This is a genomic window from Dactylosporangium sp. NPDC050688, from assembly GCF_040654515.1.
Taxonomy (GTDB): domain Bacteria; phylum Actinomycetota; class Actinomycetes; order Mycobacteriales; family Micromonosporaceae; genus Dactylosporangium.
In genome coordinates this window covers 1-15,400 of sequence record NZ_JBFAIC010000125.1, presented here as the reverse complement: position 1 = coordinate 15,400, position 15,400 = coordinate 1, and the positions used below count along the sequence as shown (strand labels likewise).

The 15,400-nt window shown below is 74.0% G+C and carries 14 protein-coding genes; 10 read left to right on the top strand and 4 right to left on the bottom strand.

All coding sequences use genetic code 11. The features are described from left to right. Nucleotides 1-122 precede the first annotated feature (122 nt). Together AB0H83_RS50250 and AB0H83_RS50245 are read right to left on the bottom strand one after the other, a co-directional pair. Nucleotides 123-2,675: a LuxR C-terminal-related transcriptional regulator gene (locus AB0H83_RS50250; protein ID WP_360110619.1), complete on the bottom strand. Its 2,553-nt coding sequence runs from the start codon at nucleotides 2,673-2,675 to the stop codon at nucleotides 123-125. Nucleotides 2,676-2,865: 190 nt separating this feature from the next. Beyond that, nucleotides 2,866-3,750 (bottom strand): formylglycine-generating enzyme family protein, encoded by an 885-nt coding sequence (locus AB0H83_RS50245; protein WP_360110622.1) that lies wholly within the window; start codon nucleotides 3,748-3,750, stop codon nucleotides 2,866-2,868. 505 nt (nucleotides 3,751-4,255) lie between these two features. On the opposite strand from AB0H83_RS50245, the gene AB0H83_RS50240 reads away from it, so the two are divergent. Further along, nucleotides 4,256-5,077 carry a hypothetical protein gene (locus AB0H83_RS50240; protein ID WP_360110616.1) on the top strand — a complete coding sequence of 274 codons (822 nt, stop codon included), beginning with the start codon at nucleotides 4,256-4,258 and terminating at the stop codon, nucleotides 5,075-5,077. A 201-nt stretch (nucleotides 5,078-5,278) separates the two neighbouring features. Here AB0H83_RS50240 and AB0H83_RS50235 read toward each other — a convergent pair whose 3' ends face one another. Beyond that, a complete protein-coding gene (locus AB0H83_RS50235) occupies nucleotides 5,279-5,569 on the bottom strand; it encodes a hypothetical protein (RefSeq protein ID WP_360110613.1) in 291 nt (96 codons plus the stop codon). A 299-nt stretch (nucleotides 5,570-5,868) separates the two neighbouring features. Beyond that, nucleotides 5,869-6,510 (bottom strand): hypothetical protein, encoded by a 642-nt coding sequence (locus AB0H83_RS50230; RefSeq protein WP_360110610.1) that lies wholly within the window; start codon nucleotides 6,508-6,510, stop codon nucleotides 5,869-5,871. 322 nt (nucleotides 6,511-6,832) lie between these two features. Between AB0H83_RS50230 and AB0H83_RS50225 the strand changes: the two genes are divergently transcribed. From AB0H83_RS50225 to AB0H83_RS50185, 9 genes are all read left to right on the top strand, one after another. Further along, nucleotides 6,833-10,057 (top strand): LuxR C-terminal-related transcriptional regulator, encoded by a 3,225-nt coding sequence (locus AB0H83_RS50225; RefSeq protein ID WP_360110607.1) that lies wholly within the window; start codon nucleotides 6,833-6,835, stop codon nucleotides 10,055-10,057. Beyond that, on the top strand, nucleotides 10,057-10,494 hold the full coding sequence (locus tag AB0H83_RS50220) for a hypothetical protein (protein ID WP_360110604.1): 438 nt from the start codon (nucleotides 10,057-10,059) through the stop codon (nucleotides 10,492-10,494). Before AB0H83_RS50225 ends, AB0H83_RS50220 begins: the two co-directional genes overlap by 1 nt. After that, the gene (locus AB0H83_RS50215) at nucleotides 10,487-11,332 is read left to right on the top strand and encodes a hypothetical protein (protein ID WP_360110601.1); all 846 of its coding nucleotides are present in this window, start codon (nucleotides 10,487-10,489) and stop codon (nucleotides 11,330-11,332) included. Before AB0H83_RS50220 ends, AB0H83_RS50215 begins: the two co-directional genes overlap by 8 nt. Before the next feature lie 13 nt (nucleotides 11,333-11,345). Beyond that, nucleotides 11,346-12,899: a hypothetical protein gene (locus tag AB0H83_RS50210; RefSeq protein ID WP_360110598.1), complete on the top strand. Its 1,554-nt coding sequence runs from the start codon at nucleotides 11,346-11,348 to the stop codon at nucleotides 12,897-12,899. A 65-nt stretch (nucleotides 12,900-12,964) separates the two neighbouring features. Beyond that, entirely contained in the window at nucleotides 12,965-13,483 is a 519-nt protein-coding gene (locus AB0H83_RS50205; protein ID WP_360110596.1) for a peroxidase, read from the top strand. Beyond that, the gene (locus tag AB0H83_RS50200; protein ID WP_360110593.1) at nucleotides 13,480-14,019 is read left to right on the top strand and encodes an endonuclease V; all 540 of its coding nucleotides are present in this window, start codon (nucleotides 13,480-13,482) and stop codon (nucleotides 14,017-14,019) included. The genes AB0H83_RS50205 and AB0H83_RS50200 overlap by 4 nt, the downstream gene beginning before the upstream one ends. Nucleotides 14,020-14,042: 23 nt before the next feature. Next, on the top strand, nucleotides 14,043-14,375 hold the full coding sequence (locus tag AB0H83_RS50195; protein WP_360110590.1) for a PadR family transcriptional regulator: 333 nt from the start codon (nucleotides 14,043-14,045) through the stop codon (nucleotides 14,373-14,375). Between the two features lie 50 nt (nucleotides 14,376-14,425). Further along, on the top strand, nucleotides 14,426-15,016 hold the full coding sequence (lepB, locus tag AB0H83_RS50190) for a signal peptidase I (protein ID WP_360110587.1): 591 nt from the start codon (nucleotides 14,426-14,428) through the stop codon (nucleotides 15,014-15,016). Then, on the top strand, nucleotides 15,013-15,201 hold the full coding sequence (locus AB0H83_RS50185; RefSeq protein ID WP_360110584.1) for a hypothetical protein: 189 nt from the start codon (nucleotides 15,013-15,015) through the stop codon (nucleotides 15,199-15,201). The genes lepB and AB0H83_RS50185 overlap by 4 nt, the downstream gene beginning before the upstream one ends. Nucleotides 15,202-15,400 lie beyond the last annotated feature (199 nt).

Sequence of the window (15,400 nt, the reverse complement as noted above, 5' to 3'; positions counted from 1 at the left end):
GTCCTGACATCGGGCTACTCCATGTCGACCCGGCGGACGGCGTCAGCTGGGCAAGACGGCGTCACCGGCCCAGTACGGGGCGCCCGGCAGTCCCGGGGGCCGCCGCTGTCCTGCGAACCGTGTCAGAGCAGGTTCAGTTCGCGGGCCCGTTCGATCACCTCTCGCCGCCTGCCGACCCCCAGCTTGCGGTAGATGTTCTTCATGTGCGTCTTCACCGTGTTGACGGACACGTAGAGCATCGAGGCGATCTCGCCCGCGGACAGCGTGCCCTGCAGGTACCGCAGGACGGCCAGTTCGCGTTCGGTGAGCGGCTCGGCCAGCTCGCCCGCCACGGCGGCCGGGCGGCCGAAGCCGTTGAGCTCGGTGGCGATGTCCTCGGCGACGCCGCGGTAGCCGCTGCCCGCCGGCAGGTAGGTCACCAGCAGCTCCCGGACGGGCTGTCCACCGGCCACGAACGGCCACCGGATGCCCTCGTCCTCGGCGCAGCGCAGCGCCTGTTCGAGGGCCCGCCCCGCCTTGGAGCGGTCGCCGAGCGCGCGCAGCGCCCGGGCGCAGGTGAGGTTGGCGTCGACCGTCCACACCAGCGAGCCGGTGGTGTACTCCAGGAACGGCTGGACCGCGCCGAGGGCCGCCGCCGGCCGGCGCTCGGCGAGGTGCGCCTTCGCGCGCACGACCCCGAGCCACGGCGTGAGCAGCTCCACCGGCTCCAGGTTGAGCAGCCGCTTCGCCGCCTCCACGTCGCCGGCGGCGAGCCGCAGCTCCGCCTCGGCGAGCGTGACGCAGTGCTGCAGCCGCAGCGTGTACCGCCAGTCCGCGAGCTGCCGCCGGATCGCGGCGAGCTCGGTGCAGGCGGCCCTGGCGTCACCGGCCGCGGCCCGGATGTGCGCCCGCGACATGGTCGCGACCGCCACCAGGCCCGGGTCGGCGAGGCCGCCGCCGTCCAGGGCCCGGTCCAGGTAGTGCTCGGCCGCCGGCACCCTGGCCTGCAGGTAGCAGACCTCCGCGACGGTGAGCTGGGACCAGACCACGTCGCTGCCCTGCGTCTGGCCCTCGCGGTCGGCGAGCGCCAGGGCCTCCTTGCCGTAGCGCATCGCCGCGGTCAGCCTGCCGCGGGTCGCGTTGAGCTGCGCCAGCTGGCGCAGCGCGGCCAGCTGCGACTGCACGCCGCCGCAGCGGCGGGCCAGGTTGAGCGCCTCGGTGAGGGCGAGCTCGGCCGCGGCCAGGTCGCCCTGCAGCAGCCGGGCGCCGCCGACGGCGACGAGCGCGAGGGCCCGCATCCGCGCGGTGTCCTGGTCGTCGAGGCCCATGTCGTCGCGCAGCAGCATCGGCGCCGTGGCCAGGATCAGCTCGGGCTTGCCCGACTGGTGCGCCTCGGCCATGCGGAAGCTGTCGACGATGGGCCGCAGCGCCACCCGGGCCGACTCGACCAGCGTGTGCTGCGAACGGTCGACCAGGTGCAGGAACGTCTCGGTGCCCTGCGGGTCGCTGGCGTCCAGGCGCTCCGCCGCGAACGCCAGGGCGAGCCGCGGGTCGTTGCGGACCTCCTGCGGCGGCGGCGGGACCAGCTCCTTGATGGTCCGCAGCCGCGCCCCGGGCACCAGCTCCTGCCAGCTCGTCGCCAGCAGGTCCGAGGCCTGGCCCCAGTTGCGGGAGGCGAGCGCGTGCCGCAGCGCGTCGGCGGGCAGGTCGTGCGCGGCGAACCAGTCCGCGGCCCGCCGGTGCAGCTGGCGCACCTGCTCGGGCCGGCGGTGGCGCAGCTCGTCGTAGAGCATGAGCCCGAAGAGCGGATGGCACCGGTACATGCCGGCGTTGCCACTGCCCTGCACGACGAACAGGTTCGAGTGCTCCAGCTGCGCCAGGATCCGCGCGCCGTCGACCCGCCCGGTCAGCGCCTCCACCAGCTCTGCGCTGACCTGGTCGAGCACCGAGGTGCAGAGGACGACCTCGCGGATGTCCTCCGGCAGGGTGTCGAAGACCTCGCCGACGAGGTACTCCCCCAGCGCCCGGTCCTGCAGCGCGAAGCGCGGCACCAGGCTGTCGGGCTCCGGGTGGCCCTGCACGGCGAGCGCGGCGAGTCGCAGCCCCGCCGCCCAGCCGCGCATCACCGCGTGCAGCTCGACCAGCGCCGCCTCGGCGAGCCGGACGCCGTGCGCGTTGAGCATCTGCGCGGTCTCGTCGAGCGTGAAGCCCAGCGTCCCGTTGCGCAGCTCGGCGAGCGCGCCGCGGATGCGGAACCGGTACAGGGTGAGCGCCGGGTCGGTCCGGCAGGCGATGACGAGACGCAGGCGATCACCCGCCTGGGAAAGCAGCGTCTCGAGCTCACCCCACACCCGCGGGACGGACAGCTCCTGCAGGTCGTCGAGGATGACCACGACCGGCGGGCCGGGCCGGCGCAGCAGCACGACCAGCTCGTCGAGTGCCTCGCCACCGTCGGCGGGCGCCGCGGTGACCTGGTGCTCCGCGGTCGCCGCCGAGACCACACCCAGCACGTGTTCCCAAAAGCGTGGGCCGTGGTGCGCCTCGACCGTCAACCACGCCAGTGGCCAGGACACCCGCCCGGCCGCCACCCACTCGGCCAGCAGGGTGGTCTTGCCCCACCCCGCCGGTGCGGAGATCAATGTCAAAGGCCCCGCTACCGCCCGATCCAACGCGTCCAGCAGACGCGGTCGTGGCACGTGATAGCGGGGCGGCTCGGGCACTGCGAAATGCAGTGCGGGACGGGTGATGGTGTCAATAAGCGTCTTCTGCCCCAACGTCTTTCGCCCCCTCCCACCCACCGCAGCACGGCGGATGACCACGGGATTGTGGGGCGATTAGAGGTGAGGACGCCTCACCCGTAGGGGGTGAACAAATGACTGTGCGTGCTCACCCGAGACGGCGCACGCAGCGGAACCCGACGTGGCAGCTGCCGTTGTCGACCGCTTCCGGCTGCCGCGCCGCCGGGCGGAACCGGTGGTCATAGCCGGTAGAACACAGGTAGGACCCGCCCTTGACGACCCGGCTGGCATAGACGGCCGCCCCTGCGGGGGTGTCGACGCGGGGGTTGTCCGCCACCTCACCCTGCGGCTGGAGCGGGTCGTCACCCACCTCGAACCTGGCGTTGCCGGACCGGTAGTAGTCCGACGTCCACTCCCACACGTTACCGACCACGTCGAAGAGCCCGTACGCGTTGGGGGCGAACGCACCGACGGGGCTGGTGCCGTGGCCGCCGTCGCTGCGGTCGAGCCACGGGAAGATGCCGTGCCAGATGTTGGCGCGTCCCGGCTCGGGGTCGTCACCCCACGGGTACACGGCCTGCTCGAGCCCGCCACGGGCGGCGAACTCCCATTCCGCCTCGGTCGGCAGGTCCTTGCCGGCCCAGCGGGCGTACGCGGCGGCGTCCTCGTAGGCGATGTGCACCACCGGGTGCGCGGACTTACCCCGGATGTCGGAGTCCGGGCCCCAGGGATGTCGCCAGGACGCGCCGGGGCGGAACTCCCACCACACCCGCCAGTCCCGCAGCGGCACGGGCCCCGGCGGCTGCACGAACACCATCGAGCCGGGCTGCGCGCCCTCCTCGGGGTCCGGGCCGGGCCGGCGCTCCGCCACCGTCTCGTAGCCGGTCTCCTGCACGAACAGGGCAAACTCGGCGTTCGTCACGGGATGCGAGTCGATCCAGAAGCCATCGACGGTGACCTTGCGCACCGGCGCCTCTTCCGGATAGAAGCCGTCCGCACCCATGGCAAAGGTGCCACCAGGTATCCAGGCCATCTCCACGACCGCATTGTGCTGGCGCCGCCGGGTGAGAAGTCCTCACCCGATGCGGGTGAGGACCGCTCCATCGACGGCCGCCACCACGCGGCGCCGCCGGTCACCCGTACGGGCGACGGCCGGCCACCGCCGCGGACGACCGCCACCGGCGGGGACCACCGGGCACCGCCAGCGAAGACCGCCGGCGGGACCGCCGAGCACCGCCGACGGGGGCCGCCGCGCGGCCCGGCAACAGACGGGCGGCAGGTCGCCGCAACTCACACGACCAGGGTGATGCCCGGTCATCCGGATGCGCCGAACGATCGCTTCCAAAAGCACCGGTTCGCAATTGTTCCGCAAGGGAGGGAGGTCGCCACACGAGCTTCGCCGGATCCGGCCGCGGCGCCTCCTCTCTTGTCCGCCGCGGCCGGTCGACGAACCTGCTCCCCTGGGTCAGACCTGCCAGCTGTGCCGAACCTGCCTCCTGCCGGTGTCCCGCTCGTGCAGAGGAAGGAACACAGAGGCCATGACCAAGAGCAGAACCGTGTGGTTCGGCTGGGTCACCTTCGCGGCCGTGATGCTCGTCGTGCTCGGGCTCCTCAACGTGCTCGAAGGACTCGTCGCGCTGCTGCAGAACCAGGTGGCGTTCATCGACGGCGACAGTCTGGTCGTCGTCAACCTGACCGGCTGGGGCATCCTCATGCTGGCCTTCGGCGGCCTGTTGCTGGCCGCCGGGATCGGGCTGCTGGCCCGCAACACCGTCGCCCGGGTGGCGGCCATCGCCATCGTGGCGCTGCATGTGCTGATCCAGGTCGGCTCGCTCGGCGCGTACCCGGTGTGGTCGCTGCTGATGATCTCGCTCAGCGTGGTGGTCCTGTTCGCGCTCACGGTGCACTGGGAAGACTCGCTGGAGCCCACCTCCGCGACGACAATGTCCGGCACCCATCGGGCGGACCGGGAGCCGCCGCGGGAGTTCCAGCCGGCCACCGACTACCGTGGCTACGGCAGCGGCATCCCGATGAACTCGCCGACCTCGCCGAGCCACCCGGCCGCGCGCCCCGCCGAGGCACCGTCGTACGGTGCCGGGCCGACGTCGGGGACCGATCCCGGGTCCGGGGCGAACGTCGGGCCGTACCCGCCGGGCGGGCCGTACCCGTCGGGCCGGCCTGGGGCGACGTCCCGGCCGAACGAGGGCGCGCACGCCGCCGAGCAGACGGGCCGCCACGGTGACGTGACCGCGTCCGGGGAGGCGCCACAGCCGCCCAGGTACGGCGAGACCGACCGGTGGGCCGACCCGCACCGCCGCGGCGCGCACGCGGCACCGACCTCGGACTACGGCATCATCTGACGGCACCGGCACCCGGCCGGCAGGCAACGACGTCGGCCGGCCGGCAACGACAGAGAACAGAGAACAGAACAGAGAAGGTGGCTGCCCCCGTGGCAGCCACCTTCTTCGTGTTCCAGCTGCGTCGCCCGACTGCGGAGAACGCTTGAGGCGCCGACGCGGGCCTGGGAGCGCGTCGGCGCCTCAAGCGCCGTCTTTTCGGTTTCAGACGCCTGTGGTGACTTGCGATGGGTGGGCGGCCTCCTCCGGATCAGCCGCCCACCCATCGGGTCCCGCCGCCCTCGCTGAAGAGCGCCCGGTGCGCAGGATGCGGGCCGTGTCCACCGCTCCTCCTGCCCCGTTGAGTACCCCCTGCTCAACGGTGTTCACCTGACGCTCCAGCTGGGTCGTCACGTCGGGGACCACCGACGACGTGACGCCCGCGGCTGGCGGGAACGGGCGGACCGTCGTCGACGGTGCAGCAGTCACCATCAGGGCCGCCCGCAGTTCGTTCATGGCAGGAATCCTGCTGGCTGTCAGAGTGATGCGTCCTCACCCCGGCTGGGTGATCGGCCAGCGGGCACTTCGTCACTCCGCTCCGCCGGCGCCGGCGCACTCGTCGCTCCGCTCAGCCGGCGGCGGGCGCGCGGCCGGTGAGGCATTGCCGGCCGCCCTGGAGGCCTCTCAGCAGCCCCAGGAGCGCTCCGCAGGGGTCGGGGCACCGGCCGGACCGGGCCGGGACGGCAGGGGGCGGACAGGGCGGTGCCCGGTGTCCATCGTGGACACCGGGCACCGGGACGGGGCAGTACGTCGCTTCAGGCGTTGGGCAGGTTGGCCATCTCCTTCTCCGCGGTCTCGACCTCCGCGGTCAGCTTCGCGTGCTGCTCGGACAGGGCGTCCAGCAGCTTCTTCGTGGTCTGCAGGCTGTCGGTGCCGATCGACCGGGTCGTGGCGAGCAGGTTCTCGGCCGCCTCACGCTGCCGCTGCCGGCGGGCGTCCCACTGCATGCGGCGGGCCTGTTCGGCGCGGGCCTCCTCGGAGCGGCGCTGGGTGAGCGCGGTCTGGAAGTCGCGGATCGCGTCCTCGGCGTGCTTGCGGGCGTCGGCGAGCATCGCCTCCGCCGCGGTGCGGGCACTCTCCAGCTGCTCGGCGGCCTGCCTGCGCAGCGCGTCCGCCTCCTGCTCCGCCAGCTCGATCATCTGGTGGATCCGGCCACCGACGACCTTGGAGCTCTCGTCGTGGCACGTGCACTGGCGCAGTTCCGTGTTGAGCCGCTCGACCCGGCCCGCGAGCTGCTGCTCGCGGTAGCGCGCCGAGGCAAGTTCCGTCTCCACCGTGGTCAGCCGCATCTGCAAGGTGGCGATGTACCGGTCGACCTGGGCACGGTGGTAGCCCCTGAGGCTCAGCTCGAAGCCGTTCTCGCCGCGGAGCTCGATCTCGCCGACAAGCGCGCTCATCCTGGCTCATCCTCTCCCCCCGCCCGCCGACGCGGCGGGCGATAGCGGGAACGCTGCCGACCACTGTGGTGACCGCGCGTCATCCGTTCCGGGTGAGCCTCCTGCGCCGGGCGTGCCGGTGCAGCGATGTCGATGGAACCGTTGCCACACAAGGCAAACAGCCACATCCGTCCCGGGAAGACCACCCAGGCAGGGTGAGGCCCTCCTGCTGCGGGCGGTGCTTTGCTCGTCACGTTTGGCGAGGTATGAAATCGGGGGGCACCGAGTGTCGCAAGCGCTGGTACAGCAGGATCGCCGTGGAACGGCCCCGTCGACGTTGGCGGTGCCGGATCTCCCGCCCGGATACGTGCTGCGCGAGCGCGTCGTCGCGCAGCTGGACGCCGCGGTGCGTGCGCCGCTGACGCTGGTGACCGCGCCCGCCGGTTGGGGCAAGACCGCGGCGCTGGTCGCGTGGGCCCGCACCGCCCGCATCGGCGACGAGATGCCGGTGGTGCGCTGGGTGACCTCGCACTCGCCGGACGGCGCCGACGTGCCCGGCCGGCTGCGGGGCGCGCTGTCCGCCGACGACGCGAAAGGCGACCCCTACGCCGACGACCTGCCGCGGGTGGTCGACGCGCTGGAGCGCCCCCACATCGTGGTCGTCGACGACGTGCGCGAGATCAGCGACGAGGCCGCGCTGAGTGAGCTGGAGTCGCTGGTACGGCACGGCATGGGCCGCCTGCACCTGGTCCTTTCGTGCCGGCGGGACCCGGCGCTGCCGCTATACCGGTGGCGGGTCAACGGCTCGCTGACGGAGGTGCGCACCAACGACCTGTCGCTGACCATCGCCGAGACCGCCCAGCTGCTCGCCGCGCACGACGTGGTCCTGCCCGGCAGCACCCTGTACGAGCTGCACTCGATGACCGAGGGCTGGCCGGCCGGCGTGCGGCTCGCCGCGATGGCGATGCGCGGGCACCCGGAGCCGGAGCGGGTCCTCGACGATGGCGGCCCCTACAGCACCACCGTCGGCGACTACCTCACCGGCGAGGTCATCGAGACGCTGCCCGCCGACACCCGCCGGCTGCTGTTCGACACCGCGGTCGCGACGCGGCTCAACGCCGGGCTGGTCGAGGCGATCACCGGGCGCGACGACGGCGCCCGGGTCCTCGCCGAGCTCAAGGGCTCCAACGCGTTCCTGACCCGCAACGCCGGCCCCGGCGGCTGGTACCGGTTCCACCCGCTCTTCGCCCGGACGCTGCACTCCGAGCTGCTGCGCCGCAACCCGGAACGGGTCGCCGAGCTGCACCGCAGGGCGGCGGCGTGGCATGCGACGTACGGCATCCCGGCCGAGGCGATGCGCCACGCGCTGCTCGCCGAGGACTGGCCGGGCGCGATCGAGACCCTCGACCGGCACTGGCCCGACATCGTCGGCGGGGTCCGCTACGACCGCCCGCACGAGGCGGCGCCGCACGCGCCGGCCGGCGACGAACACACCGACCCGCGGCTGGCCCTGGCCTTCGCCGCAGAGCGCCTGCGGGTCGGCGACCTGGAGGGCACCCGGGACTTCCTGCGCCGCAGCCACCGCGCCACGGACGAGACCCCGGCCGCCACCACCGTTCCGACCTCGACCACCGGCCCGGCCGCCACCACCGGCCCGACCGGCCCGACCGGCACGGCCGCCACCACCGGCCCGACCGGCACCAGCGGCCCGATCGGCACCAGCGGCACCACCGGCACCACCGGCCCGACCGGCCCGACCGGCACCACTGGCACGGCCGGCACCACCGGTCCGGCGAGCGGCAACGGCCCGGGCAGCTCGAACGGCCCAGGCAGCGCCAAGGCGGCCGCGAACGGCCCGGCCGGCACCACCGGCACCACCGGCACCACCGGCACCACCGGCACCACCGGCACCACCGGCACCACCGGCACCACCGGCACCACCGGCACCACCGGCCCGGCAAGCGGCAACGGCCCGGGCGGCGCGAGCGGTCCGGTCGGCATGGGCAACGCGCCCGGTATGACGTCCCGGCCCGGCCCGCAGAACGGCCCCGCCCACTACGGAACGGGCGCCCAGCACGGACCGGGCAACCAGCACGGATCAGGCAACCAGCACGTCGCCGGCGGGCAGAGCGGGCCGGGCCCGCAGAACGGCGCGGCCGGCGGCACGACGGCAGCCATGCCGGCGGCCGGGGGCGCGACGGCGGTCATGACCGCGCCCGCCCCGACCGGCGCCCAGGCCGTCCACGGTGGACAGTCCGGCACCGAGCAGCAGCCGAAGGAGCCGGTCCGGGTCAACGCCAGGATGGTGGCCGGGTTCGCGGCGGCCGAGGCGTGGCTGTCCGGCGACCCGCGCCGGACCCTCGCCGCCCTCGGCGAGCTCAACCGCCCCGATGAGCAGAGCGACGAGGTCCGCGCACTGTCCATGCTGGACGAGGGCGAGGCCCGGCTGCGGCTGGGCGAGCTCGCCGCCGCCGGCACGCCGCTGCACGGCGCGCTGGTGCTCGCCCAGCGCACCGGCATGGCCCAGGCGCAGGTGTGCGCGGCGGCCCAGCTGTCGGTCCTGGAGGCCGCCCGCGGCCGGCTGCGGGCCTCGGCCCGGCTCGGCCGCCAGGCCCTGGTGACCGCGGACCGGTTCGGCATCACCGACGCGACCGACCTCGGCTGGGTGCGGATGGCCCTGGCCAGCGTGTACGGCGAGTGGGACCGCATCGCGGAGGCCGACCGCCTGCTGGACGAGGGCCTCGACCTCGCGGCAGGCGACCCCGACCTGCTGGTGGCGATCGCCACGGTGCGGGCGAGGCTGCGCCACGGCGCCGGGCGGCTCGCCGCGGCCCTGGAGGTGCTGCACACCGCCCGCCGCGAGCTCGGCGGGGCGGCCCTGGCGCCGAGCGTCGAGCGGGCGCTCGCACTGACGGAGGCGGAGCTGCGTATCAGCGGCGGCGACCTCGGCGCGGCGCGCCGGCTCGTCGCCACCGGCGGCGACCCGGACGTATACCCGGGTTGGGCCGCCTGCGTCGACGCGGCGGCGGCGCTGGTCGAGGGCAAGGCGGCCGCCGCCGCGTCGACCGCACAGCAGTACGCGACCCCGTCGGTGGACACGGCGCTGACGTGGACCGTGCACGCGGCGATCCTGACGTCCCTCGCGGGCCGGGCGCTCGGCGACCGCAACCGGGTCCTGCGCGGCCTGGAGGTGGCGCTGGACATCGCCGAGGAGGAGAGCTTCCGCCGGCCGTTCCTGGTCGGCGGGCACCCGGTGCGGGACCTGCTGGCGAACTTCGCGCCGCTGCTGCCCGTGTACCACCCGCTCGCCGCCGAGCTGGCCGCCGGGTCCTCGCCGCTCGCGGGCGGCGGGCGCGGCGCCGACGGCAGCCTCGTCGAGCCGCTCACCGAGCGGGAGCTGACGGTGCTGCGGTACCTGCAGGGCACGATGTCCAACCTGGAGATCGCCTCGACGCTGTACGTGTCGGTCAACACCGTGAAGACGCACGTGAAGAACATCTACCGCAAGCTGCACGCCGGCCGCCGGCGCGAGGCCGTCGAGCGGGCGCGGGAACTGCGGCTGCTGTGATGCTGGTCCGGGTCGTCGACGAGGGACCCGGACCCGCCGCGGCGGCCACCCGCCGGTGCGTCTGGGGCGCGCTCGCCGCCGTCGTGGCGTGGCCGGTGCTCAATGTCGGCGGCGTCGCCCACCCGCAGGTCGCCGCCGTCGGAGTGGGGCTGCTGACGGTCCTGCCGCTGGCCGGGCCGGCGCTGGGGGTGGCGCTCGCCGCCGGGCTGGTGCTCGCGTCCGGTGAGCCGTTCGGGCCGCTGCTCGCGCTGGCCGGCGCGGCGCTGATCGCGCTGGTGGGGGTACCGGCGCAGCACCTGCCGAGGTGGGTGGGGCCGCTGCCGCTGCCGGTGCTCACCGCGACCGCCCTGTTCGCCGGGGTGACCGGTGGGCTGCCCGGGGTGCTGGCCGGGCTGCTGCTCGCCGGCGCCTGCTCGACGCTGGTCCGGCGTGCTTGAGTACCTGCGCGGCCGGCGGACCGCGATCGTGCGCCGGCAGGCGTCCCGCGCCCTGGACCGCACCGTCGGCCGGGGCCTGGCGGGCGCCGCCCAGCAACCGCGCGGCGGACCGTACTGGCCCGCCGACAACTGGGTGTTCGTGGTCTACGCGGTGGCGCTGACCTGCGCGGCCGCGGTGGCGCTCGGCATCCGCTGGCTGGACGCGCCGGCGCCGGGCCGCACCGCGCTCGCCGCCGTCGCCGCGGCCGGGTTCCTGTTCGCCGGGCTGTACCTGGTGCGCACCCCGGCCAGGCGCGAACGGGCGCTGCGGCAGTTCCTCACCGACCCGCGGGACCGGGTCGTGTTCGAGGAGGCCGCCGCGCACGCCGACCGGATCGTGCTGACGTGGCCGGCCCTGGAGCGCCTCGGCGACCCGACGGACCCGCACGACACCCTGGAGCGCACGCTGTGGGACCTCGCGCACGCCCTCGCCGAGCGGGGTGAGCTGCGCACCGCGGTGCGGGAGCTGCGCGCGTCGGTGGGCGAGCCGATCGGCGCCGGGCTGCTGTTCGCCGCCGTCACGGACCGGCAGGCGGAGCTCACGCAGCGGCTCACCGAGGTCGACGCGGAGGTGAGCCGGAGGGCCGACCGGCTGCGCCACCTCGCCGGGCTGTGCCAGGGGTTCCTGGACCAGCGGGCCGCGCAGTCCCGGGCCCGGATACGGCTGGGCGCCGCCGACGCGCTCCTCGGCGCGATCAACGCCCGGCCGGGCCGCGATCCAGAACCCGCCGAAACACTGACGGAACGCACGGAAACGGTACTAGCCGCATACCGCGAGCTGGCCGACGAGTTCGAGTAGTTACCCTGCCGGGGTGCTGAAAACCAGGCTGTCGACCGGGCTGCTGACCGGGTTCGGGATCGCCGTCGCGGCCGTCGGGCTGTTCTTCGCCTATCTACGGATGGCCTACGCGTTCCCGATCAACAGCGACGGCGCGAGCAACGCGCTGCAGGCCTGGGACATGTTCCACGGCAATCCGCTGCTGACCGGCTGGACGCTGTCGGACGTCGCGTTCTACCCGACGGAGCTGATCCAGTACGCGCTGATCCAGGTCTTCACCGGCCCGACGGTGGACCAGATCCACATCGCGGCGGCGATCACGTACACGATGATCGTGCTGCTCGCCGCGGTCCTGGCGAAGGGCCGCGCGACCGGGCTGCAGGGCTGGCTGCGGGTCGGGGTGACGGTCGCGATCCTGCTCGTGCCGGTGCCCGGCACCGGGTACCAGACGCTGCTGTCCTCGCCGAACCACACCGGCTCGGCGGTGCCGCTGCTGCTGGCCTGGGGCGCGATCGACCGGATGCGCGACACGAAGGCCAAGCCGGTCGTGGTGGCGCTGCTGCTGGCCTGGGGCGCCTGGGGGGATCCGCTGGTCACGTTCGTCGGCGCGATCCCGCTGGCGCTGGTGTGCCTGGTGCGGGCCTGGCGGCTGCCCGGGCCGGTGCGGACCCGGCTGGTGAGCATGGACTTCCAGCTCGCCGTCGCCGCCGGCGCCTCGGTGGTCCTGTCGCACGCCGCGACCTGGGCGGTGAAGGCGATCGGCGGCTACCACACGCCGAAGCCGCCGATCGAGCTGTCGCCGTGGGACGAGTGGTTCGGCCGGGCCCACATGACGGCTCGGATGCTCGGCGTGCTGTTCGGCACCCACCGGCCCGGCTGGCAGCCCAAGTGGATCCAGCAGGGCGTGTCCTACCTGCACCTCATCGGGTTCCTGGTGGCGCTGGTCGCGGTCGTGATCGTGCTGGTGCGCACGGCGCGCGGCACCGCCGACCGGACCGACTCGATCATGGCGATCGCGATCTGCTGCGACATCGGCGCGGAGATCGTCTCCACGCTGCCGGTCGACCTGATGGCGGCGCGGGAGATCTCGCCGGTGCTGCCGATGGCGGCGATCCTCGCCGGCCGGATCATCGGGCCGCGACTGGCGGCCCGCTGGCGGCAGGGCGTCCTCGTCACGGTCCTGGCGCTGCTCACGCTCAACCTCGTCGCGTACGCGCCGCCGCGGGCCGAGCCGTCGGAGGGGCAGGTCGTCGCGGACTGGCTGCGCGAGCGGAACCTCACCTACGGCCTGGGCGGCTACTGGGTGTCGAACAACATCACCGTCACCACCCACCGGAAGGTCACGGTCGCGCCGGTCATCGGCGACGTCGACCGGGTGATCCCGATGTGCTGGCAGTCCAAGACCAGCATGTACGACGCCGCGCACGACGCCCGGTTCATCGTCTTCGAGAAGGACCGGCCGTTCTACGGCACCCCGGCGCAGGCGGTGAAGATGTGGGGCGCGCCGAAGCAGCGCTTCGACACCGGCCGTTACGCCATCATGGTGTACGACCGCAACCTGCTGGACGGGTTCCCCCCACCCTGCTGATCGCGTGCGCCGAGCCGATGTCCTCATGCCCTGGCGCCATGGCGGGACCGGCCTATCCTGCGTCCATGACGTACCTGCGAATCCCCGGCGACGCGGACGGCGCCACCAACTACGAGCGGGCCTTCACCCTGGCGCCGGACGTCTACCAGCACTGGGGCGCGCTGGCGCAGTCGGTGAAGGCCGGCATGGACCTGCGCCGCTACGAGCTGGTAACCCTCGTCGCGGCCCGGCGCATCGGCGCCTCCTACTGCAGCCTCGCGCACGCCGGCGTCCTGCGCGAGCGCTTCTACGACGACGCCACCCTGCGGGCGATCGCCACCGACTGGCACGACGCCGGGCTCGACCCGGTCGACGTCGCCGTCATGGACTTCGCCGACCTCGTCGCCACCGACCCCGGCCGGGTCACCGCCGCCGACGCCGACGCGCTGCGCGCCCACGGGCTGTCCGAGCAGGACATCATGCACGTGATCCTGGCCGTGCAGATCCGCCGCTTCTTCGGCGGCGTGCTGCAGGCCACCGGCGCCGTGCCCGACCAGAATCTGTTCGACGCCCTCAGCCCGGAGCTGGGAGCATTGCTCGCGTGAACCCGCGGCGCTACGGCGCGATCGACGTCGACTACCCCGAGACCGGCGGCGCCCGGGGCGCCCTGGTCCTCGCCGGCGAGCCGGCGTTCCGCACGCTCGTCGACGAGCGGGTCACCTGGCTCGACGAGGTCGCCCCGTACGAGCCGGGCGCGTTCTACAAGCGCGAACTGCCGGCGGTGCACGCCCTGCTGGACCCGTTGCCGCCGCTCGAGCTGCTCATCGTCGACGGCTACGTGGACCTCGACCCCGCCGGCCGGCCCGGTCTCGGCGCGCACGTGCATGACGAGCTGCGCATCCCCGTCGTCGGGGTGGCGAAGACCGCGTTCCTCAGCGCCACCCACGCGGTGCCGGTGCTGCGGGGCGGGGCCACGCGCCCCCTCTTCGTCACCGCCGCCGGCGTGCCCCTGGCCGAGGCGGCCGCCATGGTGGCGGCGATGGCGGGCGGGTTCCGCCTGCCCGATGCGCTGCGCCGGGTCGACGCCCTGGCCCGCGGCCGCGCCGTGCCATCGCCCGCCGTGGAGCCTTCCGCGGGATAGTCTTCATATGTAGAGTTTGACGTATGCCGAGGTTGCCGCATACGTCGCCACAGACGCTGCTCGTCTTCGAGTGCCTGCTCGCCGCGCCCGACGCGTGGCGCTACGGGTACGACCTGAGCCGGGAAACCGGGCTCGCGTCCGGTTCGCTGTACCCGATCCTGATGCGGCTCGCGGACGGGTCGCTGCTGGAGACCCGGTGGGAGCCGGCGGAGCAGCCGGGCCGCCCGCCGCGGCACCTGTACCGGCTGACCCCGGACGGTGCCGCGCTCGCCGCGGAGCGGCTGGCCCGCCGGGCCGCCGCGGAGGCCGACCGGGTCGCTCCTGCCGCCCGGCTCCGCCCGAGGGCCGCGTCGTGACCGCCACGGCCGCGAGTCGGGGCGGGACGGCGGCGCATCGGGTGGCCCGGGTGGTCCTGACCGTGGCGCTGGCCGGCAGCCGCAGCCCGTGGGGCGCCGCCGTCGTCGCCGAGCTCGACCAGGTCACCGGCACGCGGGCCGTGCTGCGCTGGACCGCCGGTGGCCTGCGGGTGGCATGGCGGGAGCGGCGCGGCGTCCGCCGTACCGTCGCCGCCGCCCTCGTCGCGACCGCCGTGCTCGCCACGTTCACGGTCCGCTACATCCCCTCGGCATCGATGGCGCCGGCGCTCGACGTCAGCTCCCGCGCGCTGGTGGACCGCCTCACGTTCCGGCTGACGGGCGTCGACCGCGGCGACGTGGTCGTGCTGCGGGTCCCGACCGGCATGGGCGGCTGGTTCACCACCGTCGACCGGATCATCGGCATCGCCGGCGACACCATCGACTGCGACGAGGGCCGGGTCCGCCGCAACGGCGCGGCGCTGGACGAGCCGTACACCCGCGGCGCCGCGACCGACTGCACGCCGGTGACGGTGCCCGACGGAATGCTCTACGTCCTCGGCGACAACCGGACGGTCGCCCGCGACTCCCGCCACTACGGCCCACAGCCGGTCGGCAACGTGCAGGGCCGGGTCCTGGCGTGAGGTTCCGCCGGTGGCACGTTTCGGCCGCCGAGACCGACCACATCTTCGCCGCCGAGGGCAGCGAGAGCGCGTCCTCCTCGGAGTACGACCAGCTGGACGCCCTGCAGGCCCGCTTCGACAGCATGTCCGCCTCGGGCACCGAGTTCCACAGTGGCGGCGGCGCCCTCGGCGTGGCCTCCAACTAAGCACTCCGCTGCTCTTCGGAGCTGCTCTTCGGAGCGTCACGATGGCCGGCACCCTGGCGGGGGCGCCGGCCATCGCTCGTTGTCGGCCTTGTTTTTCTGGAGACGCGGCCTTGTTGTTCCTGGAAACGCGAGTAGCCCCCACCGTGTGGTGGGGGCTACTGCGAAGGTTTGTCCGGCGGCGTCCTACTCTCCCACACTC